The 22,888-nt window shown below is 59.1% G+C and carries 18 protein-coding genes; 6 read left to right on the top strand and 12 right to left on the bottom strand.

What is annotated here, in order from left to right; all coding sequences use genetic code 11:
* Positions 1-51: 51 nt before the first annotated feature.
* The 3 genes from ACVWYF_RS05060 to ACVWYF_RS05050 form a co-directional block, all read right to left on the bottom strand.
* Positions 52-1,350 (bottom strand): T9SS type A sorting domain-containing protein, encoded by a 1,299-nt coding sequence (locus ACVWYF_RS05060; RefSeq protein ID WP_457065283.1) that lies wholly within the window; start codon positions 1,348-1,350, stop codon positions 52-54.
* A 701-nt stretch (positions 1,351-2,051) separates the two neighbouring features.
* Complete coding sequence (locus tag ACVWYF_RS05055; protein ID WP_457065281.1) at positions 2,052-6,650, bottom strand: beta strand repeat-containing protein; 4,599 nt, start codon at positions 6,648-6,650, stop codon at positions 2,052-2,054.
* A 200-nt stretch (positions 6,651-6,850) separates the two neighbouring features.
* A complete protein-coding gene (locus tag ACVWYF_RS05050; RefSeq protein WP_457065279.1) occupies positions 6,851-8,275 on the bottom strand; it encodes a hypothetical protein in 1,425 nt (474 codons plus the stop codon).
* A 391-nt stretch (positions 8,276-8,666) separates the two neighbouring features.
* On the opposite strand from ACVWYF_RS05050, the gene ACVWYF_RS05045 reads away from it, so the two are divergent.
* A complete protein-coding gene (locus ACVWYF_RS05045) occupies positions 8,667-8,894 on the top strand; it encodes a hypothetical protein (RefSeq protein ID WP_457065277.1) in 228 nt (75 codons plus the stop codon).
* A 61-nt stretch (positions 8,895-8,955) separates the two neighbouring features.
* Here the strand turns inward: ACVWYF_RS05045 and recG are convergent, their stop codons facing one another.
* The 4 genes from recG to mutY all read right to left on the bottom strand — a co-directional run bounded on the left by recG (position 8,956) and on the right by mutY (position 13,532).
* On the bottom strand, positions 8,956-11,055 hold the full coding sequence (gene recG, locus ACVWYF_RS05040; RefSeq protein WP_457065275.1) for an ATP-dependent DNA helicase RecG: 2,100 nt from the start codon (positions 11,053-11,055) through the stop codon (positions 8,956-8,958).
* A gap of 78 nt (positions 11,056-11,133) precedes the next feature.
* Positions 11,134-11,718 carry a gliding motility lipoprotein GldD gene (gldD, locus tag ACVWYF_RS05035; protein WP_457065273.1) on the bottom strand — a complete coding sequence of 195 codons (585 nt, stop codon included), beginning with the start codon at positions 11,716-11,718 and terminating at the stop codon, positions 11,134-11,136.
* Positions 11,719-11,875: 157 nt separating this feature from the next.
* On the bottom strand, positions 11,876-12,310 hold the full coding sequence (locus tag ACVWYF_RS05030; protein WP_457065271.1) for a single-stranded DNA-binding protein: 435 nt from the start codon (positions 12,308-12,310) through the stop codon (positions 11,876-11,878).
* Positions 12,311-12,449: 139 nt separating this feature from the next.
* A complete protein-coding gene (mutY, locus tag ACVWYF_RS05025; RefSeq protein ID WP_457065269.1) occupies positions 12,450-13,532 on the bottom strand; it encodes an A/G-specific adenine glycosylase in 1,083 nt (360 codons plus the stop codon).
* Positions 13,533-13,689: 157 nt separating this feature from the next.
* Here mutY and ACVWYF_RS05020 point away from each other — a divergent pair, with 157 nt between their 5' ends.
* The 3 genes from ACVWYF_RS05020 to ACVWYF_RS05010 all read left to right on the top strand — a co-directional run bounded on the left by ACVWYF_RS05020 (position 13,690) and on the right by ACVWYF_RS05010 (position 17,030).
* Positions 13,690-14,031: an HU family DNA-binding protein gene (locus ACVWYF_RS05020; protein ID WP_457066499.1), complete on the top strand. Its 342-nt coding sequence runs from the start codon at positions 13,690-13,692 to the stop codon at positions 14,029-14,031.
* A gap of 127 nt (positions 14,032-14,158) precedes the next feature.
* Positions 14,159-15,079, top strand: a complete 921-nt coding sequence (locus ACVWYF_RS05015) for a tetratricopeptide repeat protein (protein ID WP_457065267.1) — start codon at positions 14,159-14,161, stop codon at positions 15,077-15,079.
* Between the two features lie 343 nt (positions 15,080-15,422).
* Entirely contained in the window at positions 15,423-17,030 is a 1,608-nt protein-coding gene (locus ACVWYF_RS05010) for an Rne/Rng family ribonuclease (RefSeq protein ID WP_457065265.1), read from the top strand.
* 187 nt (positions 17,031-17,217) lie between these two features.
* On the opposite strand, the gene ACVWYF_RS05005 is transcribed toward ACVWYF_RS05010, so the two are convergent.
* Positions 17,218-17,892 (bottom strand): porin family protein, encoded by a 675-nt coding sequence (locus tag ACVWYF_RS05005; RefSeq protein WP_457065263.1) that lies wholly within the window; start codon positions 17,890-17,892, stop codon positions 17,218-17,220.
* A gap of 79 nt (positions 17,893-17,971) precedes the next feature.
* On the opposite strand from ACVWYF_RS05005, the gene ACVWYF_RS05000 reads away from it, so the two are divergent.
* Together ACVWYF_RS05000 and ACVWYF_RS04995 are read left to right on the top strand one after the other, a co-directional pair.
* Positions 17,972-18,994: a gliding motility protein GldB-related protein gene (locus tag ACVWYF_RS05000; protein WP_457065261.1), complete on the top strand. Its 1,023-nt coding sequence runs from the start codon at positions 17,972-17,974 to the stop codon at positions 18,992-18,994.
* A gap of 80 nt (positions 18,995-19,074) precedes the next feature.
* A complete protein-coding gene (locus ACVWYF_RS04995) occupies positions 19,075-20,277 on the top strand; it encodes a glycosyltransferase family 4 protein (RefSeq protein WP_457065259.1) in 1,203 nt (400 codons plus the stop codon).
* A gap of 99 nt (positions 20,278-20,376) precedes the next feature.
* On the opposite strand, the gene nth is transcribed toward ACVWYF_RS04995, so the two are convergent.
* The 4 genes from nth to ACVWYF_RS04975 form a co-directional block, all read right to left on the bottom strand.
* Positions 20,377-21,054 (bottom strand): endonuclease III, encoded by a 678-nt coding sequence (gene nth, locus ACVWYF_RS04990; RefSeq protein ID WP_457065256.1) that lies wholly within the window; start codon positions 21,052-21,054, stop codon positions 20,377-20,379.
* A gap of 211 nt (positions 21,055-21,265) precedes the next feature.
* Complete coding sequence (locus tag ACVWYF_RS04985; RefSeq protein ID WP_457065254.1) at positions 21,266-21,457, bottom strand: hypothetical protein; 192 nt, start codon at positions 21,455-21,457, stop codon at positions 21,266-21,268.
* A complete protein-coding gene (locus tag ACVWYF_RS04980; protein ID WP_457065252.1) occupies positions 21,435-22,073 on the bottom strand; it encodes an RNA polymerase sigma factor in 639 nt (212 codons plus the stop codon). The genes ACVWYF_RS04985 and ACVWYF_RS04980 overlap by 23 nt, the downstream gene beginning before the upstream one ends.
* Before the next feature lie 299 nt (positions 22,074-22,372).
* Complete coding sequence (locus ACVWYF_RS04975; protein WP_457065250.1) at positions 22,373-22,777, bottom strand: hypothetical protein; 405 nt, start codon at positions 22,775-22,777, stop codon at positions 22,373-22,375.
* Positions 22,778-22,888: the final 111 nt, after the last annotated feature.

The following is a 22,888-nucleotide window of genomic DNA, read 5'->3' as shown; positions in this document are numbered from 1 at the left end:
GCCGCTCCTGGGTTCAGGAGCGGCTTTTTTGTGTTTGAACCTAGACAGGGGCTATTCGACCGTGACGCGGCGGCTGATTATTTCGCCCCTGAGAGGCAGGAGAAGGGTGTAAAGGCCTGGTGTGAGGCCCACTACGTCTATTGCTGCGCTTTGCGAAAGGGCGGGTATGGCTTGACGACGTACAGATTGGCCCAAGCTATTGAGCAGGGTGACACTTGTGGCGAGCGGGTTGGCAACCGCCAGGCGTAACGTAAAGCTGCCGGTAGCAGGATTGGGGTAAAGCTGCGTTTGAGCCGACAGCGTAACGGAAGTCGTTGCCAGCGGCACCGCCGCCAGCTTAGCAACGAAAGAGCTGGATGGATAATCGAGGCCCGTTGGGGGAATCGTTTCACTCAACAGAAAAATGTTGCTGCCGAACGAGACGAGTGAGCTCATTGACCCGCTGACCAACGGTTCGTCGGCCGCTGTGAGGGAGAGATATAAAGCATTTGCAAAGTTCCAAGCGAAGCCGCCCGAACGCATGACGGGCTTGGCTACGGCCTGCCAGCGCCACGGGCCGCCCCGGGCGTTCATCTTTGCAACGAAGGAGCCAATCCCAAGGAAAGGTTCACGCGGTAAATTCCCAATCCGCAGGGTATCGGAAACCTGGCCGGCCAGCACAACATCATCGGTAGCCGTGAGGGCCAGCGCATTGGCCTGGGCGTAAGGCCCCCCGGTTTGCGTAGCCCATTGCCATTGTCCGGTGCTGCCCGCTAAGCCCGCCACTACCATGGTTCCGCCGGTGCCCGGCAGCTGTGGGAGGGTGCCAAACGCTACCGGGCCGGCAACCTGGCCAGCGACGACGACATCGCCGGTGCTCGTGATGGCTACGGCCAAGCCTTTTCCCGTGCCCGTATGGCTGGCCCGTGCCGCCCATTGCCACTGTCCGGCGGTGGCATTCAGGCTGGCTACCAATAAATTGGTGCCGGCGGTTGTCTGGGCGGGCAAGGTGCCAAAAGTCACGGTGCCATTTAATGAGCCAGTGACGACGACGTTGCCGTTGGGTGCCAAGGCAATAGCGTTAACGGTATTGGTGAGGGCCGTTGTAGTGATTGAAGCCTGCGATGCCCACAGCCACTGACCCGTTTGGCCATTGAGGCGGGCCACGAAATAGGCTTGCGACCCAGCTGCCACCAGGGGAGGCAGCGTGCCGAAGGCGGCAGTACCAAGGAATAAACCCGCCATCACCACATCGCCATTGGGTGCTATACTGGTGGCGGGCAAGGTGTAGTAGTTGGCATTGCCGAGGTTGAGGTTGAGCGGAGCCGCAGTAGCCCATTGCCACTGGCCGCTGCTGTTGCAGTGAGCCACGAATAGGCAGTGCGGGCTAGTGCTTTGGAGGGAAAAGCTCCCGAAGGTTATGGTAGCGTGAAACTCACCCACGGCTGTCAGGCCGCCGTCGCTGGCCGTTGTGAGCTGGAAAATCCGGCCAATGAATGGTTTAACCCACGCCCATTGTCGCGTAGCGCCATTCATTCGGCCCACGAAGCTCATTATATCGCTGCTGTAAACGCTGTTATTTACCAGTGGCAATGACCCAAAAGTGGCATAAGAGCCCAGGGTGCCGCTCGTATAAATGTCCCCATTGGGAGCGGATGCGCTGGGGCCTGGGGCTACGTTCGTAGAAGCGGCCCATTGCCAGGCCGGCGCTTGTGCTCGCGATGCAGCCGATACGGCGATTACCAGGAATAGTATCGCCAGAAAAGACCTTGTACAAACCCCGGCTAAAAACCCCGGCTAAAGTGGAAATAGTAGTTGTTTTCATCATGAGTTAAACCGTAACCGAGATAAGTAAACCTGAACCCGCGCAAGCCATATGGTTTCGTAAATGGCTTAGCCGCAATGATTATGCCGCAAGCTGATAGAAGAAAAAAGGATAATCCATGCCTTGCGGCTGAGTGCTGCCATAGTTGTGAAATGGTAAGTTGCGCCGACGAGAAACCAGCTGTTGTCCCCATAAAAAAGGGCCACTCCTTATTCAGGAGTGGCCCTTTTTTATGGGAAGTAGTCCGTTAGTCTTTCAAGAGCTTAAGGTACTGAAGCTTGTTGTTCAATTCGAAGCGTAGCACATAGAAGCCTCTCGGCAACTGGCCCAGGCCAGCCAGCGTGAGCTTGGCCGGGCCGGCTGGTACAGCAAGCACCTGCTTCAGGACCGGCCGGCCGGCAGCATCCAGAAAAACAAAAGTGGTTGGCGCAGCAAAAGTGGCTTGCGTGTTCATAAAAAGCACGTCGGTGAACGGGTTGGGACTGGCTGCCAGCCTGGTGGCCTCGGCAAACGTGAGCGTGCGAACGACGCTGTAGGTGCTGCTGCCGTCCGAATCGATTTGCTGCAAGCGGTAGTAGCGCGTGCCCGTGGGGTTGGCCGGGGCATCCACGAAGCGGTAGGCTTGCGCCTGCATGCTGTTGGCGCTGGGCACAAAGCCAGCGGTGCGGAATTCGCGGCCATCGGTCGAAACCTGCACGGCGAAGCCCTTGCTGTTGTGCTCAGTGGCCGTAGCCCAGGTGAGGATGGCCTGCTGGTCCTGGCGCTCGGCCTCGAAGTGAGTGAGGGTGACGGGCAGGGGGGCGGCCTTGTTGCCCAGCGTCCAGTCGGAGAGGTGGTTGAGGCTGGTCAGGGTTACGGTATTGGTGCTGTTGGTGCCGCCTTCGGGCCGCCACAGGCCGCCGGCAATAGGCCGGCTGAAAAGCTGGAGGTTGGCGACAGGTATGCCGTTCAGCTCGGCGGTAGTTGGCGAGTAGCCGAATACCAGGGCCATGTTGAGGCCGGTTTCGGTGGTGGGCACCACGCGGTACTGTCTGCGGATGCTGCGACTGATGATGCCGGCATTGGCTCCGGCAGTAGGCGTGACGCCGTAGACCGGCGTGCCCGTGGTGCGCACCACGTAGGTGCTGCCGGGCAGGGCCGCGCCGCCGGCAGTATGCGCCGTGAGGGTGAGGCCCAGGCCGCCAAAGCCGGTGGAATTACCATCGGCCACGAAGCTGAGGGTGGCCGACTGCACCTGGCCCAGCACGAAGCTGGTGGCGGTTTCGCTGATGGTGCCGAGGCGGCCCAGCGTGAGCAGATGCGCAGCCGAGCCATCGGGCAGGTAGCCCTTAAGCACGCCCCGGCTGAGCGCGAGGCTGGTGTTCACGGTCACGTCGCTATTGAGCTGTAGCGAGTCGGTGGCCGTGGCCAGGGTAATTTTCAGGCTGCGCACCGTGGCGGGCAGGCCGGTGCCCGACTGCTGGTTGGCCCCGTTGGTGAGGGTGCCGGTGTAGGTATAAATGGCATCGGGGCTGAACGAGCGGGTGCCCGACACCTGCACCGCACCGGTGCTACCACTAGCCGAGATACCAGCCGGCGAGCAGATTTGCAGCTCGCCGCCAGCGGCCAGCGTGAAGTTGGTGCCGGTCACCGTCTGGCAAGCCGTGCTGAGCACCCCACCGCTTTGCACCAAGGTATTGCCCTGCACTACCAGCGGGCCACTGAGCGTGGCCATGCCGCCGCTCACCACAGTCACGTTACCGTAGGTGCCGGTGGGCACGGTCTGCGTATCGCCAATGGTGAGGTTGGGCAGTCCATTCACGAATCCTTCGCCGGCCACGTACACGTTGCGCAGGAAGGCGTAGCGGCTCTGGTTGGCCGTGCCGGCGGCAAAGTAGAAGCGGAAGCTCAGCACCTGGCCGCTGGTGCGGGCCACGCCGGTACCGCCGTTCAGGAGCAGACGGTAGGTGGTCAAAGTGTTGGTGCTGTTGTAGAAGGGGGACGCATCGGCGGCCGTGAGCGAGGTGCCCTTGATGAAGGTGCTGGTGGCGAAGCCATCGGTGGAATACGCCACAGCCACCTTGCCATTGGCCGTGCCATAAAAGGCCGTGGAGAATACCAGCGAGTCGGCGCGCAGGTTGTCGCCGGCCGCTGCCGTCACGTCAAACTGCTCGTAGATGCCGGCACTGAGGTTGCTGCTCCAGCCGCCGCCGTTGCTGGTACCGCCATCCGCACCAGCCGGGCCGGAGTTGTCGGGCGAAAATGCCTGGCCGTAAGTAGCCGAATAAGTGGGAATGGCCGGCGTGCCCAGCGTTGCATTCACCTGATTATAGGACAAATTCAGCCCGCTAAGTGTGGGCGCACTGGCCACCACGGCATACGAGCGGGTAGCGGCGTTGTCGGCATTGCCGGCCGTGAGGGGCCACTGCTGAATGCTGCCCGAGCTGGCAGCGCTGGTCGTGAAGTACAGGCTCTGGGCGTAGCCGGGCGTACCGCCGCAGTTGGCTTGCAGGGTCACGGTGTAATCGGTGGCGGCGTTCAGGCCGGTCAGGCTCACGGGCGATGCCGTGGGATTCAGGACTACGGCCGAAGCCGGCGAACCGGTGGGAAAGTAGCTCACGGTGTAGGCCGTGTTGCCCGCGCCGGGCGTGAAGCTCAACTGCGCCTGGGTTGCGGTGACGTTGCCAATGCTGGCATTGGTCGCGCCGGGGCAAGCCGGCATTGCCGTGCCCGTCACGAAGAGATTCCGGGTCAGCGCGTGGCGCTGGCTGCTCGACCCAATGGCGAAGTACAGCCGGAAAGCTACCGTATTGCCCGCGTTGAGCGTAACGCCGGTGGTGCCCGCCAGGGCCAGGCGCAGCACCGAGTAGCCAGGGTTGCTGGCTTTGGTGATGGCCACGGCCGTAGTCGCACTGCCCAGGATGAAGGTGCTGTTGGCAAAATTATCGGTCGAATACGCCACCGACACCATGGCCCCGGAGCCGTAGCCGCCGGCATTAAACACCAGCGAATCGACCCGCAGGCTGCCGCCCGCCGCCGCTGTCACATCAAATTCCGTGTAGCGGGTCAGCGTTACGCCGCCGCCCCAGCCTGCACCGCTGCCGCTGGGTGCCACGCCCTGGCCGCGCGAGGAGTAAGCCGGCAGCACCGTCGATTCGCCATCATTGGAAGTGCCATCCGACACCACCAGGCCCGTCAGGGTGCCCGTACTGGCCGTTACGCCAGCGGCGCGCACGGCGGCATCATCCGCCGCGTCGGTTGTGAGCGGGAACGACTGCAACACCGTCGAATTGGCCACCCGCGTGGCGAAAGTGGTGCTGAGCACGTTGCCCACCGCGCCGTTGGCACAAACGCTTTGCAGCGTCACGGTATAACTGGTGCTGGCGTTCAGCCCCGTGAGGACCACCGGCGAGGCTGTGGGAGCCGGCGATACGGTGACGGCCGAACCGGGCGAGCCCGTGGGATAATACGTCGCCACATAGCTGGCATTGGCTGCGCCAGGCACGAAGCTCAGGCTGGCCGAACTGCTGGTGCGGGTGGCGTTGGCCACGGTCAGGCCCGTTGGGTCGGCGCAGGTAAGGGTCGTGAAGGTGGTGCTGAGCAGCGTGCTTGTGCCCAGCGCGCAGGTGCTTTGCAGCGTCACGGTGTAGTCGGTGCCGCCGGTCAGGCTGGTGAGGTTGTCGGAAGTAGCTGCTGCGCCAAGCGCGTGCGTCAGCACGGGCGTGCCCGTGGCGGTGGGGTAGTATTTGAGGGAGTATCCCGTGCTACCCGCCGCGCCCGTGAAACTCACGGCCGCCGAAGTCTGCCCAATGCTGCCAATGGCAGGAGTACCCGGGCTATTGCAAGTGCCCGCATTGGTGGTGAAGGTGGGGGAGGTAATGGTGGTCGCCGTAGCGCCGGCCCCCGCCACGGTGGCCGTATAGGCGGTGCCCGCAGTCAGGCCCGAAATGGTATAGGTAGCCACGTAGTTATTGCCCACCGCCGGGGCCGTGGTTTGGGTGGCTATGCCGCCCGCCGGGCTCGTGCTGATGGCGTAGGTATAGCCACCGGCCGCCGGGGTATTGAAGGAAATCTGGGCCGTGGTGGTGGCAACGGTGCCAACGGTTAGTGCCTGGCCTTTGGCCGTCACGTTCTTGAGCATGGCATAAATAGCGCTGCTACTGCTGCCGCAGGCATAGTACAGCCGAATGCTCAGGGTCTGGCCCGCTGCCAGGGTTACGCCAGTGCCTCCGTTCAGGGCCAGGCGGTAGTTGTCGATGGGGTTGGTGGGGCCGGCGCTGTTTTTCAGCAACGCAAAGCTTTTGGTGAAGTTGCCCACGCCCGAGCCCGGGACGGTCAGCGCGGTGCCGTTGTTCGTCGTGCCCCCGCTTATTTCCGTCGAATCGTTGGTGGTGAAGCCGGTTTTTGAGTAAACCACCGCCACTTTCGTGTTGCTGGTGCTGTTATTGAACGCCGACGTGAGGATGAGCGAATCCAGGCGGACCACCGCCGTGCCGGTGTTGGCCGCCACCGTAAACTGCTCATAGTACTTGCGGTTCAGCGTGCCGCCCGGTCCCCCGGCCCCCGAGGTCCACAAGCCCGTTGCATCCGGGGCAAAAGACTGGCCATTCGTAGTGGAGTAGGGCGAGGTACTGCTCGCCGTATTCAGCCGCTTCAGTGTAGCCGCTCCGGCCGTTATGCCCGCCGTGGGGGTCACGTAAGTTGGGGCATTGCTGCTCGTCAGGGCCCATTGGGCCAGTACTTGCGACTGCGCCCGGGCGTATGATGGCATCAGCCCAAAGCCGGCCAGCAAGAGCAGAGCGATATGGGAACCAAAGCGGCGCTTCCGGATGGGAGCGCTGCCCGCAGCAAGTAAAAATTTAAGCATGAACAGAAGAACAGAGGGTGCGATAATGCATCTTCAGCAAAGAAGACTGCCCGGCAAGGTCCGTTTAACACGACCGTAGCGCTATGCCCTCGTTCAACTTTATTCTCGCAATCGATGCCGGGAACGATGCCGCTGCGGCTACCTGTCTTTCTGCCAAATCGTCGGGCAGAATAAGCTCGCAATCGGCCACGGAGCCCGTCTTATTTTATCGCAATTTTCTCCAATTGCAAGGCCGCCGATTTCTTGCTGGGCCGACTCACGCCGATGATGGTTTTTTCGTTTAGCCAGGTCGTGAAATCTTTCACGTAAGCCAGCTGCTGGTCGTCGGCCACGTTCAGTTTCAGGCGCTCGGGGGCGCTCACCACGCCGGTTTGCGCGTTCACCCGGCGCAGGTACAGGTCCGATTTCTTGTTGATATTCTCCAGCGTAAGTAGCTGCACCGTGCCGCCAAATACCGCCGCCCGAAAGCCAATGCCGGTGTACGAATCCACGGCTGGAGCCACCTGGTCTTTGGCCACGATGCTGTGCCAGGTTGGCGCGCCAAACTCATTATAGCCAAATAGATGCAGTTCGCGGGCGTGTACCGGGGCCTCGCTGCCGCCTTCCTCAAAGTGCTTTTCGGCCACCACCACCAGCTGCTTTTCCGGGGTCAGCAACAGTTCATCTAAGTAAATGTCGTCCAAGCGTTTCGCCTCCAGCCCGCTGGCCTTGCTCACCTCCGTCAGGTAGGCGGGCGTGAAGCGGAATTCCGGCGAGAACTTCATGTCGCCGCTGCCGCTGAAATCGTATTTCACCACTTTCAGGCTGTAGTATTCGCCGGTCTGGTAGTCGGCGCACAGCGCGGCGGCATACAGGCTGCCATCGTTCAGCACCGTGAAGCGGGCATCGCGCACCGTCACCGGCCGGCCGCCAAACACGCCGCCCACCGGCACGCCCAGCACCTTGATTTCGGTGGAAGGCCCCGCCGGATAGCGGCGCACCGTCAGCTTCTTCATGCCCTCGCTGATGAGCGTCACATACTGCGTACCATCATTAGCCACATGCACAGCCGGCGAGAAAAAGTCGCTCAACGTCCGGAAATCATACGTCTTTTCCTCCAGCTGCGTCAGGTTCTGGTCGAAGAGGGTGGCCGCGATGCTCCTTACCTGCTGGTTGCTGGTGAGGTAGCGGAAGGCTAGCAACCGGCCCCCATCGGGCGAGATACTCACGCCCGGGCGGCGGTCGCGGGCCGGGGCGCTCATCACCATTTTGGCCGCGCCTTTCTGGCCGCTTTGCAGGCTCACGGGCACCACACTCAGGTTCTGGGCATTGTCATCCTTGTGGTGCAGCACCACCAGCGCCTGCTGCGAGCCGCGCCCGAAAGCCTCCAGCGTCTCGCCCGGCCCTACGGGGATGGTCGTGCTCCATTGCTTTTTGAGGTCGATATCGTAGCGTTCCACCGCGTAGCCGCCCGCGCTTTGGTGGGCCAAAATGATAAAACCCGAGCCATCGGCCAGGGCCAAGGTCTTGTGCGGCACGCGCATATCGTAGCGGTCGGTACCCTGCTCGGGCAGGTAGCTGAAGGGAGCCGACTTCACCTTCTGGGCCACGGCCGATGGGGCATTGCCCAACAGGGCTCCGCTCATTAACCCAATTATTACTGCGCGCTGCAACATAAAATTTTGGCGTATTGGAAACATAAGAAAAGTGGATTTCAACGGTCCGGTGTGCCCAAAAGTACCTGCTTTTAAGTTTTGACTTTGCTTTTTACCAGTCAACACCTTTGCCAACAGGGGGCGCGGCTAACAAAAAGGTATTCCAAGCATAACACTCCCGCAGTCACTTCCGTACAGGGAGCCCGTTTACTTCGTGTCAGCTTTTAAGGTTCAATCGGAACCGGTCAGTGGCCTTTGATTCCCTTCTCAATTTCAGCTGGTAACCAGTTCGCTTAGTCGAGGTATTTGGCCTTTTAAACGTATTTGTTGAACAAACTTCTGTTTCACTGTACCTTTGCACCCGCAATTATCTACTATTCCTATGAAGTCATTACTCAAGTTCACGCTGTTATCGGCCCTCATCATCGGCGGCAGGCTCGTCAAAGAGTCGGCCCCGCCCACTGTAGCCAAGACAGTTGAACATACTGCCAAGCCCGAATCTTCGGTGATTTTGGTTCACCAGGTGCTTACCTCCGAGCCCGTCCAGCCCGCCCGGCAACAGACCCAGCCGCAGCAAAGCGGTAGCGGGCTCATTGCCGAGATGTTCTAGCCGGAACGTCCCAACGACTTTTTAAAGTCGTTTTTTTTTGCCCTCCACCCAACACAAACGTTTAACTAATCCGGCTCCAGTTTACGGCCGTGGCCGGCAGGCTTTCGATGTGGTGGCGGATGTTGGCATTTTCCGGGTTGGCCAGGTTTGGGTCTTCGCTGAGCAGTGCCTGGGCTGCCGCCCGGCTTTCGCTCAGAATGCGGCCATCCTTGGCCAGGTCGGCAATCAACAAATCCAGCACGCCGCTTTGCTGGGTGCCCATCAGGTCGCCGGGGCCGCGCAGCTTCAGGTCGATATCGGCAATCTCGAAGCCGTTGTTGGTCCGTACCATCGTTTCGAGGCGGGTGCGGGCGTCTTTGCTCAGCTTGAAGCCCGACATCAGGATGCAGTAGCTCTGGTCAGCTCCGCGCCCCACGCGGCCCCGCAACTGGTGCAGCTGCGAAAGCCCGAACCGCTCGGCGCTCTCAACTACCATTACCGAGGCGTTGGGCACGTTCACGCCCACCTCAATCACGGTGGTGGCCACCATTATCTGGGTTTCTTTTTTGATGAAGCGCTGCATCTCGTAGTCCTTTTCCTCGGCCTTCATGCGCCCATGCACGATGCTAATCTGAAACTCCGGGAAAGCCCGTGATACGCTCTCGTAGCCATCGGTCAGGTCCTTATAGTCCATCGTTTCCGATTCCTCAATCAGCGGATACACGATGTACACCTGCCGCCCCAGCTTCACCTGGTCGCGGATAAATTCGAATACTTTCAGGCGGTTAGCATCAAACCGATGCACCGTCACGATGGGCTTGCGGCCGGCCGGCAGCTCGTCAATCACGCTCACATCCAGGTCGCCGTACAGCGTCATGGCCAGCGTGCGCGGGATGGGCGTGGCCGTCATCACAAGCACGTGCGGGATGACGTGCGGGTTTTTCTGCCACAGCTTCGACCGCTGCGCCACCCCAAACCGGTGCTGCTCATCCATAATGGTCAGGCCCAGATTGCGGAACTGCACCACGTCCTCCAGCAGCGCGTGGGTGCCCACCAGCATGTGCATGGTGCCATCGCGCAGGGCCTCATGCAGCACGCGGCGCTCGGCGGTGCGGGTGCTGCCCGTGAGCTTGCCAATACGGATGCCCAGCGCGTCGGCGTACACTTTCAGGCCCACGTAGTGCTGGTCGGCCAGAATCTCGGTCGGGGCCATTATGCAGCTCTGCGCGCCGTTGTCGGCCGCCATCAGCATGGCGATGAAGGCCACGATGGTTTTGCCCGAGCCCACGTCGCCCTGCAACAGCCGGTTCATCTGCTGCCCGGTGCAGAAGTCCTTGTAAATGTCGTGGATAACGCGCTTTTGCGCGCCCGTTAAATCAAATGTCAGGTGGTTTTTATAGAAATCTACCAGCGTCGGCACCTGATTGAAAATCTGGCCGGCCAGCGTCACCTTGCGCTGGTCGCGCTGCCGCAGCAGCTTCAGCTGGATATAAAACAACTCCTCAAACTTGAGCCGGAACTGCGCCGCCGCCAGCAGTTCCGCACTCTGCGGAAAGTGAATCTGCTGCATGGCCTGCGCCTTAGGCATCAGCGCATACCGCTCAATGAGTGCCGGCGACAACGACTCCGTAATATGGGGCGGCGCCAGCTTCAGCAGCTCGGCCACCATCCGCATAATGGCCTTGCTATCGACGCGGTGGTAGTTCTTGAGCTTCTCCGAGGTATTGTACACCGGCTGCAAAAAGCTCTGGCCCGGCTTGGCTTCGGTCACTTCCTCCAGTTCCGGGTGCGCCATCTGCGGCCGCCCATTAAACATCGTCGGCTTACCGAAAACGATGTATTCCTGGTTGTTGCGGGTGTACTGCTGCACCCACTTCACGCCCTTGAACCACACCAGCTCCAACTCACCGGTGCCGTCGCCCACCTTGGCTGTCAGGCGCTGTTTCGGTCCTTCGCCCACCAATTCTTTGCCACGCAGCATGCCGCGCACCTGCACGTAGGGCAGGTCGTCGTTCAGGTCGGCCACCTTGTATACCTGCGTCCGGTCGAGGTACCGGAACGGGTAGCGCTGAATCAGGTCGCCGTAGGTAAATAGGCCCAGTTCTTTGCCCAGCAGCTGCGCCCGTTGCAGGCTGCCCACCGAGCGCAAGAATTCGAGCCGGGTATTAAAAAAATTGCTCATCCTTTGAGAATAAGGAATGAAGAGTGGAGAACGGGGAATTATCAGGTCGACAATTCCCCATTCTCCACTCTTCATTCCTCATTTATATTTCAATGTGTTCAGCATCCGCACCATATCCGTCTTCACGTACTCAATCACCGGGGCTAATGAGTCATTAGCCGTAGCCGTGCGGAAATACAGCGCCCCCCGGAAAAAGTGCCGCGTGCTGTCCGTGGTGTAAAACTGAAACTGGCTCGGCACCTCACCCTGCAACTCAAACACCGACGCCCGCATGCCGCTTGGTGTCTTCAAAATCCGCTCATCAATGGCCGTGGCCTTGATTTCGTGCTTGCCCGTAAGCTTGCGAGCGTCCTCCATCATTTTATTATAAAGGCGGCGGTCGCGCTGCACGTCCATGTACGTAATCTGCACGTTGGCATGCAGCTTGGGGTAGTACACAGTAATCCAATGCGGCTGCGCCATGTACGACGAATCCCGCTTAATTACGGCCTGGGTCGAGTATTCGAACTCGTACGGGTGGCCGGGTGGTAGCATCCGGTAGTGGTGCGCCGGCAAATCGATGCGGTTGTAACCCTTAGGCTTGGGCGTAAAATCCGGTGCCGACGAGCAGCCCGCCAGCAGACTCAGCCCCGTGAACACCGGCAAAATAGAAAGATATCTCATGCAAGAAGCGGCCCCGGCCCTAAAACAGCCCAGCCTTCATAGTTTCAAAGGTAACTGCCACCGCAACGAAAAAAGCCCCGGCGCAGTGCCAGGGCTTCATCGTAATCATCGCTCGTGACAGTTGCAGCCACAGGCCGGTTAGTCCCCCATCCAGCAGTCAGAACGGCAGTTGGTCCAGTTCCGGCTCCTGCCGGAAGCTGTGCTGCGGCTCCGCAACAACGGTTCCATTGGCCTCGCCGGCGGCCGGAGCAGCGCCTTGCGGCCGCCCGCCCAACATCGAAATCTCATCGGCGATGATTTCCGTGATGTAGCGCGTCTGCTGGTCCTTATCCTGATACTGGCGGGTACGCAACTTGCCCTCGATGTACACTTGCTGACCCTTTTTGAGATACTTGTCAGCCATGTCGGCCAGACCGCGCCACGCCGAAATGTTGTGCCATTCGGTGCGCTCCACGCGGTTGCCTTGCTTGTCCTTGTAATAGTCGTTGGTGGCGAGGGTGAAGTGAGCCACACTCACACCGCCTTCCAAATGGCGCACTTCGGGGTCTTTGCCCAGGTTGCCTACCAAAATCACCTTGTTTACTCCGGCCATATTATTGCACGTTAGGAAATACAGAATTGAAAAAGCCACCCGGCCTTCTCTGTTTCAAAGATAAGAAATTAAATTTGCGAGGCAATTTTTTTACTAAAAATAAAGGCTGAAAAATCTAATTTAATTGGGATGAGCCTTTTCAAAGGTTTTGGTCACAATAATTAGCAATCAACTTGGGCTTGGGCAGCGCTTCAATCTCTGCCAGAGAATAAGCCCGCAAGCCCAAATCGCGCAACGCAGCTTGCGGCAGTGGCTCCGCTAGCACCATTGGGTGGAAACGCGCCTCCAGCTTCTGGTGGCTCAACACATGGCGATAAGTTGCGCTAGGTTCAGCCACCTGATTGATATCAAGGGTCGCGCCCAACGCCTCCAGGTGGCGCTGCAACTCCGCAGCGGGCAGTTCCGCAACGGTGGTTTCGGCCAGCGCAAAATCGTATAGGCCCTGCCAGATGTCTTTCTCGCGCCGCTCCCGCAGGTACGTCTGCTCGCCGTGGCGCAGCACGAAGTAATGGAAGTAGCGCGTGCGCGACGCCTTTGCCTTGCTTTTTACCGGTAGCAGCGCCACCTGCCCGTGCTGAAACGCCCAGCACTGGTGCTGCAGAGGGCAAAACAGGCAGTCGGGCTTAGCCGGCGTGCATTGAATGGCCCCAAACTCCATAATGGCTTGGTTAAAATCGGCCGGCGTGCTGGCGGGAATGTGCTGGTCGGCCACGGCCTGAAATTCCTTGCGCGAACTGGGCGCGGCGATATCGGAGTGCAGGCCAAAAATGCGGGCCAGCACCCGGTACACGTTGCCGTCGAGCACTGCTACCGCCTCATCGAAGGCAAACGAGGCAATGGCCGCTGCCGTGTAGGGTCCCACGCCGCGCAGCGTCAGCAATTCGGCGTAGGTGCCGGGAAACTTTCCGGCGTACTCGGCCACCACTTGTTGGGCGGTGCGGTGCATGTTGCGGGCCCGGGAATAGTAGCCCAGGCCCTGCCAGTAGCGCAGCACTTCTGCCTCGGGCGCGGCGGCCATGTCATGCACGGTAGGGTAGGCGGCCAGGAAGGTTTCGTAGTACGGAAGGCCTTGCGCCACACGCGTTTGCTGCAGAATAACTTCCGAGAGCCAGATGGCGTACGGGTCGCGGGTGTGGCGCCAGGGCAGGTCGCGCTGATGGCGGGGGTACCAGGCCAGTAAGGCCGAAGCCAGAAAGGAAGGGTGAGCGGTTTTTGCGGTCAAAATTTTGAAAGCGAATAATTTGGGCCAACACCTAGTTTAGAAGGGTTGATTGGTAAAACAAAAAAATGGGGTTACCTTTGTGGCCCCAATTCAAGGGCGAACCGCTTACCGGGCAAGGGCTTACGCTGGAATTGAGGACTTTTTTGCCTAAAACTGTATTTTTTTCAAACATTCTAAGTACCATACCAACGTGACTAAAGCTGAGGTAATCGCCGAAATCTCCACGAAGACCGGCATCGAGAAAGCTGATGTATTGATGACTGTTGAAGCCTTCTTCAAAGTCGTGAAAGATTCGATGACCGAGGGCAACAACATTTATGTGCGCGGCTTTGGCTCGTTCGTAAACAAGAAGCGCGCTCGTAAAGTAGCCCGCAACATCTCGAAAAACACGTCCCTCATCATCGAGGAGCACTACATCCCGAGCTTCAAGCCGTCGAAAACCTTCGTGGCTAAAATTAAGAACAGCAAGAAGGTGAAAGCCGTTGCGGCCAAAGCCTAATTTTGTTTGTTAAGAAACAAGCAGGCGGATTAACCTCCTGTCGGTTTTCTAACAACAATGAATTGCCGGCCGCGCCGCCGGTGTCTTTTCCGCGAGGGAAAGCCCGGCGGCCGGCTTTTTTCAGCTAATGGCTACTACTCGCACTGCTCCGCATCAATTGGTTCTCGTCGCCGCCGCGCTCGCGCTGGTTGGCGGGCTATACGTGCTGCCCAAGGGCATCATGAAGCCGAAAGAGAGCAAATCGGAGCTGAGCAAGGACGCTGCCGCCACAGCCAACCGTGACGGCGGTGGCATGGCTACCAACGGCTCCAAAACCGAGGCTTCCTCGGGGCCGGTACCTGCCACTGCTACCGAAAACAAAGGCCCCAACGCCGCCCCTCACACCACCACCACCACTGCCCAACGGCAGGAACTGGCCCGGTTGCTGGGTGAATATGAGGCCGCTGCCACGCCCGATGCCAAAGCCACGGTGGCCACCACCCTGGCCCGCCGCTACAACGACGTGGAGCGTTTCGATAGCGCTGGCTATTACCTGGAGCAGGTGGCCCTGGCCAAGCCCAGCGCACAACACTGGCAGCAGGCTGCTGATGCTTACTTCCAGGCGTTTAGCTTTGCGGCTACCGACGAGCGGGTGAAACTGCTCGGTGGCAAGGCGCGGGAGCTCTACACAAAGGTGTTGAAGGACCAACCCGGCAACCTCGATGCCAAGACCAACCTCGGCATGGCCTACATGGCCTCCGAAAACCCCGTGCAGGGGGTAACCTATCTGCGCGAAGTGCTGGAAGCCGACCCCCGCAACGAGAAAGCCCTGTATAACATGGGGATACTCGCGGTGCAAAGCAACCAGTACGACAAAGCCGTGAAGCGTTTCCAGGATTTGGTGAAAGTCAATCCGAAAAATGTGAACGGACAATTCTACCTCGGCGTAACTTTGGCCCGTACCGGCGCTAAGGAAGAAGCCAAACAGGCCTTCCTCGCCGCCAAAAGCCTCAGCAACGACCCCGCGCTGGCCGCTTCGGTCGAAGAGGAAATTGCCAAATTGAAATAGCTACGACACAATCAATCACCAACTTAACCCCCAAGCATCATGCCCTGCGGTAAAAAAAGAAAGCGTCATAAGATTGCCACTCACAAGCGCAAGAAGCGCCTGCGCAAGAACCGTCACAAGAAGAAGTAAGCCTCACGGGGCGTAGCGGCGGCCGGCAGTTTTCCTAACGGGAAGGGAGCCAGCTGCCTATCTCTCACGTAGCCTCCCGAGTGGGGCCGCGCCAGATGCTTTTCCCGTGGCTCGCGAGGGAAGCCAGAACCGTCAGGTTCTGGCTTCCCTTTGCCGGTTTCGGGGTAGGCTGTTGGCGGCATTACCGGCAGGTTACCTTAACTAAATCAAGGCTTTGAGTAATGAATTAGTCATTAATTCTACTCAGGAAGGCGAGCGAATAGCGTTGTTGCAGGACAAGCGGCTGATTGAATACCACTTCGACCGCAACGACACCAACTACTCAGTAGGCGACATCTTCCTGGGCACCGTGAAAAAGGTGATGCCCGGCCTGAACGCAGCTTTCGTAGATATTGGCTACGAAAAGGACGCGTTTTTGCACTACGGCGACCTCGGCGAGCAATTCCCTTCGTTCACGAAGTGGGCCCGCACGGTACAGAGCGGCCGGGCGCCCAGCGCCGGGCTGGAAAAATTTACGTTTGAACCCGTCCTCGAAAAAGTGGGGAAGGCGGAAAGCGTGTTCAAGAAAGGTCAGCAAATCGTTGTCCAAATCATTAAGGAGCCGATTTCGACCAAAGGCCCCCGCGTGAGCACCGACATTTCGATGGCCGGGCGCTACCTCGTGCTGATGCCGTTCTCGAACACCATCAGCGTCAGCAAAAAAATTGTGAGCAAAGCCGAGCGGGACCGGCTCAAGCGGCTCATCGCCAGCATCAAGCCCGAAAACTTCGGCGTCATCATCCGCACCGTGGCGGAAGGACGGGAAGTAGCTGAGCTCGACAAGGACATGCAGGACATGGTGGCGAAGTGGGAGCAGCTGTACAGTACGCTACGCACTGCCAAGCCCAACGACAAGGTGCTTGGTGAGCTGGGCCGCACGTCATCGATGGTGCGGGATATGCTGAACGAGTCGTTCGACAGCATTACCGTGGATGCCCCGGCGATGTACGATGAAATGCGGGACTACTTGCAGAAAATTGCGCCGGACCGGTTGGGCCTGTTGAAGCTGCACAACTCGAAAATCAAGATTTTTGAGCAAACCGGGATTGAGAAACAGCTGAAAACGCTGTTTGGCAAGACCGTGACCGTGCCCGGTGGCGGCTACCTCGTCATTGAGCACACCGAAGCCCTGCACGTTATCGACGTGAACTCGGGCAGCAAGAGCAACCAGGAAAATGACCAGGAGGCTACCGCACTGATGATTAACATGCTGGCGGCCAAAGAAGTGGCTCGCCAGTTGCGCCTGCGCGATATGGGCGGCATCATCGTGGTTGACTTCATTGATATGCGTGCGGCCGAAAGCCGCAAGAAGGTGGAAGATGCCGTGCGCGATGTGATGAAAATCGACAAGGCTAAGTACACCGTGCTGCCCATCACTAAATTTGGTCTGCTGCAAATCACCCGCCAGCGGGTGCGGCCGGCCGAGAACATCGTGACCGGCGAGGTGTGTCCCACCTGCGGCGGCACGGGCAAAATTTCCGCCTCCATCCAGGTGACGGACGACATCGACAATAGCATCGACGACTTGCTGGTGAACCAAAATCAGTCGGGCATCACGCTGTCTGTACATCCGTTCCTGTATGCGTACTACACCAAAGGGCTGATTTCGCGCCAGATGAAGTGGTACCTCAAGTACTACAAGTGGGTGAAAGTGGTGAATGATAGCAGCCTGGGCCTCACTGATTACCGCATCGAAGACGAGCGGGGCGAGGAAATCCAGCTGCGTTCGTCGGCCGCCGCCATGAGCCGTTTGCAGGACCGCGAGGTAGAAATAGTAGACTGACCGCAGATTCAACGGATTTTAGTGGATTGAACGGGTTTTTTGTGGTTTACACTCCATTGCTGTCACTAATTCACGGAACAAATAAAAAGCGGCTGCTCAATCGAGCAGCCGCTTTTTATTTGGGGGAGCTGAAGGGAATTGAACCATAAGAAATCTGTTCAATCCGCTAAAACCGTTGAATCTGCGGTCAGAACTTGATGCCTAAATCCAAGGCAACGCCGCTGTTCTTGATGGTTACGTCCTTGAATTTGCGGTTACTTTCATAGTAATGGTCAATGTCGACCAAGCCGCGGTTGTAGCGGATACCGGCAAAAATCTTGGTGCTCTTGCCCAATTGATACTCGGCTCCTATGGCGGCCAGAGCATCAGCATCGATGAAATAGACGTAGTCGCTGGCCTTGTTTTCGGTGCCAGTAGCGGGGTCTTTGTAGAATTTCTCACCGCCGATGCGCGTGCCGATGGGCACATTCAGTGAGCCGCCGACCTGAAAGTACAGGCGCGTGGCGGGCGCAATTTCGTTGGTGAAAAGCTTAACCGTGAGTGGTAATTCCAGATATTGCGTGGTGATTTTTTGCTGGACAGCTAGTGTGCTAGGCGATGCTTCGTTGTAGCGGATGGTGCCGCCTTTGCCCGTGAGCAGCAGGCCAGTACTGAAAGCGTAGTTCTCGCCAAAGAAATAATCGACCACGAGGCCGCCACCGAAGCTTACTTTGCTGCCATCGCTGGCGAAGTTGTTATCGGAAGTGGATTCGGCCCGCAGGCTGGTGATAGACGGGGAAACTTTCAGTCCGATTTCGACTTGGGCCGAGGCGCTGCCAATGGTAGCGGCGAGCGTGAAAAGTGCGAGCAGTAGTTTTTTCATGTGGGTTTATCGTTCGATTGCCGTCGGCAACAGCCGGCAGCCACTAGGTTTTGGCTAATTTTACTTCAAAGTAACGTGTGTGGATACGAATAATTTTGCCTGGCGGCGCTGGCTGCCCCTCTTTTTAGGAATCGGCTTCGGCTTTGCCGGCTGCAAAAGCGGCCCGGCCGAAGGTTGCCGCTCCGACGCGGCCGAGGATGCGGCGGCCGTGCCCATGCGCGTGCAGCGCCTGGAGCCGGCTTTCTTCCAGCTAAAAACCCCGGCGCAGGCGCAGCAGTTTATGAATGCCAACCCGGCATTTGCGCGCTACTACTTGCGGCGCCAGCCGGCCACGGAAAAAGAGCTGGAGGGTAGCCTGGTGCAGCTGGCCACCAACCCGGCCTTGCAGAAAGTGGGCCGCGAGACGGCCGCCGCCTTCCCCGACAGCGCCGCGCTGCGTCACGACCTGGGCGAGATGTTCCGGCGAGTGCATTACTACTTTCCCGATTTCCGTGTGCCGCCCACGGTTACCTACGTCAGCGGCTTTCTGGCGAAGGATATTTATGTGAATGACAGCCTGCTGGTGCTGAGCCTGGATTGGTTTATCGGCCCCAGGGCCAGCAAAAGGCCCGACCTGCCACAGTACATGCTGCGCCGCTACACGCCCGCCGGCCTCATGCCGCTGCTGGCCCAGGACGTGGCCAGCAAGTACAACAAACACGAGCTAACGGCTAATACTATGCTTGACGCGATGGTGCATGCCGGTAAGTCGCTCTATTTCGCCAGCTTGATACTGCCCTGCACCCCCGATTCGGTATTGATGGGCTACACCAAGCGCGAAATGGTGGGGCTGGATGCCAATGAGGGCCGGGTGTGGGGCCATTTTCTGGAGAAGAATCTGCTCTACATCACCACGCCGTTTCTGCTGCAGAAGTACGTGGGCGAGCGGCCTAATGTACCCGAAATCGATAAAACCTGCCCCGGCCGCGTGGGCCAGTGGGTGGGCCTGCAGATTATCCGCAAGTACGTGGCCGAGCACCCCGACGTGACGCTGGGCCGCCTGATGGCTGAGAAGAATGCCCAGCGCATCCTCAATGACTCGCACTACCGGCCCAAGCGGTAATGAAGAATGCGGAGTGAAGAATGAGGAATTGCTACGTCCATTAATTCTTCATTCTTCACTCCGCATTCCGCATTGACTCTATGCACATCGCCGTTTTCAGCCAGTACCACACCAATCCTGACTGCCCGGCTACCAGCCGGCACTACACGTTGCTGGCCCATATTGCCAAAACGCACCGGGTGACGCTGCTGACCACGCCCGCCTGGAAAGGCCAGCGGCTGACGCAGGAATTTCCCTGGGTGCCGGAAGGGGTGGAAATCCGCGAAGCCAATGTGCGGTATGATAATACGATGGGGCCGGTGCGGCGGGCGCTGGCCTTCGCACAGTATGCAGGTTGGGCCGTGCGTGAGGGGCTGCGGCTTGATAAGCCGGACGTAATTTGGGGCATCAGCACGCCGCTGACGGCGGCTTGGGCGGCGGCGCAGGTAGCGCGCTGGCGGCGGGTGCCGTGGGTATTCGAGGTGCAGGATTTGTGGCCGGCGTTTCCAATTGCGATGGGAGCGGTACCCACGGCGCTGGCCCGGCAGCAGCTTTACCAGCTGGAGAAGCGGCTGTATAAAAGTGCCCGGCACATTCTGCCGCTCTCACCGGATATGGCGCGCTATGTGGCGGATTTGGGAATTTCAGCTGAGAAGGTCACGACCGTGCTCAATGGTACCGACCTGGAATTAGCGGCGCGCGCTACGCCGGCGGCGGTAGCGCAACTTCGGGGGGAGCAGGGCTTGGCGGGCAAGCGGGTGGTGCTGTACGCGGGCACTTTTGGGCGGGCCAATGATATTCCGACGCTGGTGGCGGCCGCTGAAATAATGGCGGCTAACGATGCAGAAGTGGTCTGGCTGTTTTTGGGCCACGGATTTTTTGAGCCGCTGATTGCGGCAGCGGCGGCACGCTGGCCGGGGCGCATCCGGCTGGTGCGGGGGCAGGCGCGCCACGAGGTTTTCAAGTGGTTTGCGCTGGCCGATGTGTCGGTGGTTTCGTTTCTGGGACTGCCAGTACTGGATTCCAACTCGCCCGCGAAGCTATACGACTCGCTGGCCGTTGGCACATCGGTTATTGTCACCAACCGGGGCTGGACCAAGGCGCTGGTAGAGCAGCACGCCTGTGGCTGGTACGTGCCGGCTGGCGATGCTCCGACGCTGACCGCGCAGCTACAGAATTTGCTGCGTCAGCCCGAAATGCTGGCCCGGGCCGGTGCCAATGGCCATGCTTTAGCCGCGCAGGAATTCGACCGCCAACACATGGCCGCACAGGTACAGCAAATTCTGGAAGCGGCTGCCGAGTAATTTTGTGCTACTACAGAATCACCTTGTACTTTCTAGAACCTGCAATTGAACTTTGAATACTGAAGCGCCTCCCAAAAGTGTGTTTCCAGCCGTTGGGCATCAGGTCTTCGGGATAGGAACGTAGGCCAGCGCCATACCAAAATGCTTCTCAAAATAGGCGCAGCTAGGGGCCAACGGGCAAATATTGCATTTGGGTGAGCGCGCCACGCAGATGTAGCGGCCGTGCAAAATCAACCAGTGATGGGCTTTGTTGATTAACTCCTCCGGGATGTAGCGCACTAGGGCTTTCTCCACGGCCAGGGGTGTGGTAGCAGTTTTGGGCACGAGGCCCAGGCGGTGCGATACCCGAAAAACGTGGGTGTCAACGGCCATCGCCGGCTGGTTGTAGATAACCGAAGCCACCACATTGGCCGTTTTGCGGCCTACGCCGGGCAGGCGCTGAAGCTCCTCAATCAGGCGGGGAACTTCGCCACCAAATTCTTCGGTGAGCATCCGGCCCAGGCCGGCCAAGTGCTTGGCCTTGTTATTCGGATAGGAAACGCTGCGGATGAAGGGAAAAATGTCATCCGCAGTGGCCGCGCCGAGGTGCGCGGCGGTAGGAAATTCGGCCAGTAGCGCGGGCATCACCAGGTTCACGCGCTTGTCGGTGCATTGGGCACTGAGGACTACGGCCACGATTAACTCATAGGGGTTGCCGTAGGCCAACTCGGTTTTGGGCTCCGGGAAGTTGGTGGTGAAATAATCGAGGAAGTAGCGAAACCGGTTGGCGCGAGTCATGCGGTGGGGAGAAAAGCAATCAAAAATAGAACGGTCATGCCGAGCGCAGCCGAAGCATTTCTACCACAATAGTAAATCCAATCGATAGGATTACTGCTGCGGTAGAGATGCTTCGGCTGCGCTCAGCATGACCGTGGTTTACTGTTCTGGCGAACCAATTACCCGCGCCGACGCGGGATGCGGAGCGGCCGCCACAAAAAACTGAAGGGGCTCAGGACTTGCTCAAGAAAGTGCGCGAGTAGCGCAAAATGGCCTCGGAGGTTTCGGGCCGGGGCTCGCGGCGGACGCCGTCGAGAGCCCGCTGGGCCAAAAGGAGGTCGGCGCAGGTCGCGGCCAAGTCCGGGTCGTGCTGCAACGCCTCCTCTACCTCGCGCTGCCTTTCAACCGGCAATTCGTTGTACACATACTGGAGCAGTGTCGAATGGGGTAAGGTTTGAATCATAATGATGCAGGGAATTCGCGGTCATTTTCTTCCGCAGGTTTATTAGCGCGTAGCGCATCCGGCCCAGCGCCGTGTTAATGCTCACGCCGGTGGCGTCGGCAATTTCCTGGAAGCTCATATCGCCGTAGTGGCGCATGAGCAGCACCTCCTTTTGGGCGGCGGGCAGTTCCTGGATTAACGCCCGAAGGCGGGTGTGGGTTTCTTCACGGGCGAGAATATCGTCCGGGCCGTCGTCGGCAATGGTCAGGGTGTTGTTTAAACGTTCGTTGTCGGTGAGGCTAATATGAGGCACCCGCTTGCCGCGCCGGAACGAGTCGATGGCCAGGTTGTGCGCGATGCGGCAAATCCAGGGCGCAAACTTGCCCTCCTCGTTGTAGCGGCCACCTTTCATGGTGTGGATGGCCTTGATGAACGTGTCCTGCAACAGGTCCTCAGCCACGTCCTCGTCGCGCACGATGAGGAGGATGGTCGTGAACACACGACTGCGATGCCGCTCGAGCAGGATGCCGAAAGCGGATTCCTGGCCGGCCAGGTAGAGCGAGATGAGCGCGGAGTCGCTCGGTTGCATGAGGTCCATAAAGGGCTACGGAATAGGGGAACGTAGAGCTTTAGGCCATAGTATGCAGTTACCGAGAAAAAAATTGGGAGCGACGGGCGGCGGTAGGTTTTACCCCGCTAGAATCAGACCAAATGTAGAGAAATGGAATCCACTTACGCAATAGGCATTGGTGGAAAAATGCCAGAATCTTTTTGGCAATTTTAAGCAACCTTCCTCAAAACTTCATCTAGGCCACTTTGGGGGGGGAATCATCTAGGTGTTTTTTTGAAAAAAAGTTTCCGAAGCCCGTACAAAATTTGGGGAGTCTGAGTTAAAACTCATTGGGCGAGCCAGTGGTAGGCGGTAGCCTCGTCGGTAAACAGGGCAGTTTGGTAGCCTTGCTCGGGGCGGGAAGCGACGCTGAGGGCCGCCGCGGAGCTGGCCGATTGCTCGGTGGCGGCGCGCAGGGGCGAGACCAAGAAGGCAATGCGCACGGGGGCCGGGTAGCGCTGCGGGAGCCGGGGGAAGAATTCGGCATTGACCCAGGCCGTGAGGGCGGGGGTGGCCAGCTCTTCGCGGCGGCGCAGGTCGAGCAGCCAGCGCCAGCAGCCGAGGGCATCGCCAGCGGCCAGGATGCCGAGGTAGCCGTGCTGCAGCTCCGACGCGGTGATTTCGCGCTGCCAGCGGGCCACAATGGCCGGCAAGTCGGGGCGGGGGGTTATTTCCAGGCCGAAATCTTGCATGAGCGGGAGCTGAAAGCGCGGTGAATGTGGGGGCGCAAGGTAGGCGAAAAGGGGCGGCCAAACCAACCGGCAAGGCCGGGGCGGACCTACCTTTGCCGCTGGCCGCCGGAC

Source organism: Hymenobacter sp. UYAg731 (assembly GCF_054061335.1).
The sequence above is the reverse complement of the archived record's forward strand: the minus strand, read 5'-3'. Positions and strand labels throughout refer to the sequence as shown.